This window comes from uncultured Lamprocystis sp. (genome assembly GCF_903933125.1).
In the GTDB taxonomy this organism is placed as follows: Bacteria; Pseudomonadota; Gammaproteobacteria; order Chromatiales; family Chromatiaceae; genus Thiodictyon.
In genome coordinates, this window is the sequence record NZ_CAIZIZ010000087.1 from 1 (window position 1) to 5,289 (window position 5,289).

A 5,289-nucleotide genomic window follows, 5' to 3' on the forward strand; every position below is an offset into this window, starting at 1 on the left:
CGGCAACGACACCCTGAATGGCGGCACCGGGGCCGATACGCTCATCGGCGGCGCCGACAACGACACCTATGTCGTCGACAACACCGCGGATGTGGTCACCGAGTTGGCCAGCGCGGGCACCGACACCGTCCAGGCCAGTGTAACCTACAGCCTCGCGGCGAACGTGGAACGACTGACCCTCACCGGCAGCAGTGCGATCAACGGCACCGGCAATACGCTGGCCAACCTCCTCACCGGCAATACTGCCGCTAATACCCTCAACGGCGGGAGTGGCGCCGACACCCTCGTCGGCGGCACCGGCAACGACACCCTCACCGGCGGGACGGAGGCGGATGTCTTCAAGTTCGTCACCGCCGGCCAGGGCGTTGATCGGCTAACCGACTTCACCTCGGTAACTGACAAGATCCAGGTCGTGAGTGCCAATTTTGGCAACCTTGCCGTCGGGACCTTGGCCACGAGTCGCTTCCTGGCAGCCGGCAGCGCCTTATTGAACGCCAACGCGGTGTTCCTGTACAGCGCCACCACCGGGTCACTGGCCTTCGACAGCAACGGCAATGGGGCGGGCGGAGTCTCGCAAATCGCCTCTCTCACCGGTCCCAAGACCCTATTGGCCGCGGATATCCAGGTGGTTGCGGCCTGAGGTTTGCGGATTGGGTGCCGCGCCCGACACCCTGATTCAGCGCGGCTCAGGTGGCGGCTGCGGCTTCGAGCCGCCCGATCAGAAACCAGCAGGATTAATCTGCCGCGCTGGGGAGCAGGGCTTTGAGGCGCGCGATCTCGGTCTGCATCCACTCGGGCAGGGCGGTCTCGTCGAGGCGCCCGCCGTCTTTGAAGAATTTGAGCCAGCGCTGCTGTTCCGTTTCGACCCGCTCGGTGGTGAACTTGTTCAGTTCGAATAACCAAATGCCGCCGTGATCCAACAGGGCGCGGCCCTGGTCATCGCGCAGGCGGTAGCAGTGCGCATAGCCGGGGTCGCCCCGCAGCAGATCCTCGGCCAGCAGCCAGGTTGAGGCGCCGCCCAGGGTCAGATATGACAACAGAATAGGGCCGGCACCGCAGCCCGCCACCAGAGGGGATCAGTTCATGGCGACCAACGACAGCTTGCGCTCTTTCGTCGATACCGATAGCGGCGACACGGCCGTCGTCACGAACGATTCCACCGCCGCGGCGGGCGCATGGTTCTTGCCCGGCACTCCGATGGCCGCCGACCCCGTCTCCAACAGCGGTCTGACCAACCTCACCACGGGCGACCTGAACAACGACGGCTACCCCGATATCGCCGCCGCCCACGGTTATCGTAAGGCGGGTCTGTACTTGAGCCACGGCGACCGGTCCTTCGCTCCCGAGAGCTTACTCGTCGAGACCTGGTGGCCGGTCGCTGCCAACGTCGGCGCGACCTCCATCGCCGTGGGTGATCTCGACCGCGACGGTAACCTCGACCTGGTCATCCCACTCTATGGCGCCCACTATTCCGGCCGCATGGTCCAACTCTATCAGGGCCGTGGCGACGGCACCTTCGGCGTCTGGCCGGTGGACGGTATCAATCAGGACAGCGTCGAGGACGGCATCATCGTGCCACGTGGCGCGGCCAACCCGATGTTCGCGGGCATCGCCGACTTCAACGGTGACGGTCGGCCCGATGTTGCGGTAAGTGCGAATAACGGGAGTCATTCGGTGGATATCCTGGTCCAGTCCGCAGACCGGGAGTTCGCGGTGTCCGATTCGGACCGCGCGGGCCAGAACCCGCAGTTCTTCGACCTGGGCGACTTCAATGAGGACGGCTACCCCGATGTGGTCGCCGGCGCCCTCTACAATGGCGTGCTCGTCTTCGTCAACGATGCCGATGATAAAGGGACTATTCACCAGGAGGGCGGGACCTACCTCTCTGACCATCATCATTACGTGGTCGTCGCGGACTTCAACGGCGACGGCCACGAGGACATCGCCGTACGCGGGAACCAGGATACGCGCGTCGACATCCTCTATGGCAACGGCCAGGGCCGCTTCCCAACCACGGCGACCTTCCGCGCTAGCGGTGTCGACGGTTATCTTGCCGCGGTCGACATCGACCGGGATGGCGACAGCGACCTGGTGGTCGCCTCCACCTCGACCCGGTCGGTCGACCTGCTGCTGAACGACGGCAGCGGGCGCTTCAGTGCACCCGTCTCAACCGCCCTCACGGCCGCGCCCTGGGGTCTCACCGTCGCTGACTTCGATCAGGATGGCTGGGGGGACGTGGCGGTGGCGCGTGCCGATGACACCGTCCAGGTGCTCTGGAACCGCGGCGGGGTCAACGTGACCCCGGCGACCTTCAGCCTGGCCGAAAACAGCCCCGCGAGCACTAGCGTCGGGACCGTCTCGGCCACCGGCACCGCCCCCCTAACCTTCGCCATCAGCGCCGGCAACGCCGACCCCGATGGCGACACCCGGCCGGCCTTCGCCATCGATGCCGGCAGCGGCGTTATCACCGTCAACGACGCGGGCGACCTCGACTACGAGACCACCCCCCGCTACGACCTGACCGTGACGGTCACCGACACGAGCGGCGCGTCCGACTGGGCCGCTGTCCGCGTCAATCTCGCCAATGTCGACGAACCCGGCAACGAGCGCCCCGAGATCCAGGACGCCGCCTTCACTCTACCCGAACTGAGCCCGGTCGGTACCACGGTCGGCACCGCCACCGCCACCGACATCGACGCCGGCGACACCCAGACCTTCGCCCTCACCACCGGCAACGCCGATTCCAACGCCAACGGTAAGCAGGCCTTCGCCATCGACCCCACCACCGGCGTGCTCACCGTCAACGACGCCGGCGACCTCGATTTCGAGACTACCCCCATCTTTACCCTGGGTGTCACCGTCACCGACAGCGGCGGCCTTAACGACACTGCCGCCGTGCGGGTCAGCCTCACCGACGTCAACGAGCGCTCCGGCACCGCGGGCGGCGACACCCTTGCCGGCACCATCGGCAACGACGTCCTCGACGGTCTGGCTGGCAACGACACCCTGAGCGGCGGCGCGGGCGCCGATACCCTGAGCGGCGGTCCCGGCAGCGACCGGCTCGTCGAACACGGCGACGTGAACTTCACCCTCACCGACACCCAACTGACCGGGTTGGGCACCGACCGTCTCACCGGCATCGAACGGGCGACCCTCACCGGCGGCGTCGGTGCCAACCGCCTGGATGCCTCCGCCTTCACCCGCGGGGCCGTGTCCCTGGACGGCGGGGCGGGCGACGACACCCTCATCGGCCCCCGCGCCGCGGCTACCTGGCACGGCTTCGGATGGTTCGACGATCACTACAACGTCTTCACCGGCGGGGAGGGCAACGACACCCTCACCGGTGGGGCCGGGGTCGACGGCATCCGCGAGCACGGCGACGTCGATTTTTTCCTCACCGCGGACCAACTGACCGGGCGCGGGACCGACCGGTTTACCAGTATGGAACTGGCCTGGCTGACCGGCGGTGCCGGTGCCAACCGCCTGGACGCCGCCGGGTTTACCGGCAGTCACACCGTGCTGGACGGCCAAGCCGGCAACGACACCCTCCGCGGCGGCGTGGCCTGTGATTGGGTGCGGGCCGTCGGCAATGTCGATTTCACCCTCAGCGACGGGCAACTCACCGGGCTTGGCACCGACACCCTGGTGCGGATGGACCGTGCCTGGCTCACCGGCGGGGCCGCCGCCAACCGGATCGACGCCAGTGCCTTCACCGGTGACCTGGTGGTCCTTGAAGGCCGGGCCGGGGCCGACACCCTGCGCGGGCGCGCGGCCGGCCGGGACCGGGTGCGCGAGTCTGGCGACACGGACTTCACCCTGACCGACACCCGACTGACCGGCAACGGGACCGACACCTTGAGCGGGATCGACGAGGCGCATCTGATCGGCGGCGCCGGGAGCAACACCCTCGATGTCTCCGCCTTCACCGGCACCCTCACCCTCCTGGAGGGCGGCGGCGGCGACGACACCCTGATCGGCCGCACGAACGGCATCGATCGGGTACGCGCCCATGGCGATGGGGGCTTTACCCTCACCGATACCCAACTCATCGGCCAGGGGACCGACACCCTCACCGCCATCGACCAAGCCGAACTCCTCGGCGACGGCAACGCCGACCGCCTGGATGCCGCCGCCTTCACCCGCGGGCGGGTCTGGCTGTACGGCGAGTCCGGCAACGATACCCTGCTCGGCGGCAGCGGTGCTGACTACCTCAGCGGCGGGGCGGGCGATGACGCCATCAGCGGCGGCGCCGGCATCGACCGCGTGGTAGGCCAGGGCGATACCGATTTCACCCTGAGCGGCGGCGGCAGCGATCCGGGGCAACTCGTCGGGCTCGGCACCGACACCCTGGACGGCATCGAAGAGGGCTATCTGTGCGGCGGTCCCGGCGCCAACACCCTGGACGCCGCCGCCTTTACCGGCAGTCTGGCGATCCTTGAAGGCCAAGGCGGCGATGATCGGCTGATCGGGCGCGCGGTCGGACGCGACCAGGTGCGGGCGGTCGGCGATGCCGATTTCATCCTCACCGATACCCAACTCACCGGGCTCGGCACCGACACCCTGACCGATATCGACGTGGCCGACCTGCGCGGCTACTCCGGTGACAACCGTTTCGATGCGTCCGGCTTTACGCGCGGCCCGGTTGACATCAATGGCGGGGCCGGCAGCGACACCGTACTCGGCGGGACCGGGGCCGACCGGCTGCGGGGCGGGGGCGGGGTGGATACCCTGACCGGTGGGGCCGGGGCCGACCGATTCCGGTTCGTCACCGCCGCCGAGGGCGTCGACACCATCACCGATTTCACCTCTGGTACCGATCACATCCAGGTGGTCAGCGCCAACTTCGCCGGCCTACCGGTCGACCGGCTGGCGGCCGAGCGCTTCATCCCTGCCGGTACGGCCCTGACCAGTTCGGATACCGTGTTCCTCTATGACTTCGATAGCGGTGTCTTGTCCTTCGACGCGGATGGCAACGGGGCTGGGGCGGCAGTCCTGATCGCCACCCTGACCGGACCCAGGACTCTGGCGGCGGCGGATATTCAGGTGGTCGCGGCCTGAGGTGTGCCGATCTGCCGCCGCGCCCAATACCCTGAGTGTGGCGCGGTTGGAGTCGGCCGGGTGAACCGCGCCGCCCGCTCAGAAACCGGCAGGATTAATCTGCCGCGCTGGGGAGCAGGGCTTTGAGGCGCGCGATCTCGGTCAAGGCGGCGGCCTTCTCCCGCAATGCGGCATCGGCCTTGATCATTAATCCGGCCAGACCCAGGCGGGCACGCGTCGCGGCCGTGGGCC

The 5,289-nt window shown here is 67.9% G+C and carries 3 protein-coding genes; 2 read left to right on the forward strand and 1 reads right to left on the reverse strand.

Going from position 1 to position 5,289, the window contains the following annotated elements; translation table 11 throughout:
- Positions 1–640 (forward strand): calcium-binding protein (locus QZY03_RS03775; RefSeq protein WP_367268191.1); only part of this gene is annotated, 640 nt, incomplete at its 5' end.
- A gap of 94 nt (positions 641–734) precedes the next feature.
- Here QZY03_RS03775 and QZY03_RS03780 read toward each other — a convergent pair.
- Positions 735–1,037 (reverse strand): hypothetical protein, encoded by a 303-nt coding sequence (locus tag QZY03_RS03780; RefSeq protein ID WP_363169748.1) that lies wholly within the window; start codon positions 1,035–1,037, stop codon positions 735–737.
- A 46-nt stretch (positions 1,038–1,083) separates the two neighbouring features.
- On the opposite strand from QZY03_RS03780, the gene QZY03_RS03785 reads away from it, so the two are divergent.
- On the forward strand, positions 1,084–5,058 hold the full coding sequence (locus QZY03_RS03785) for an FG-GAP-like repeat-containing protein (protein ID WP_295578419.1): 3,975 nt from the start codon (positions 1,084–1,086) through the stop codon (positions 5,056–5,058).
- The last annotated feature ends 231 nt before the right edge of the window (positions 5,059–5,289 follow it).

Bases quoted from the DNA above. Each gene is read 5' to 3' on its own strand.
- QZY03_RS03785 (WP_295578419.1), top strand. From the start codon at position 1,084: ATGGCGACCAACGACAGCTTGCGCTCTTTCGTCGATACCGATAGCGGC.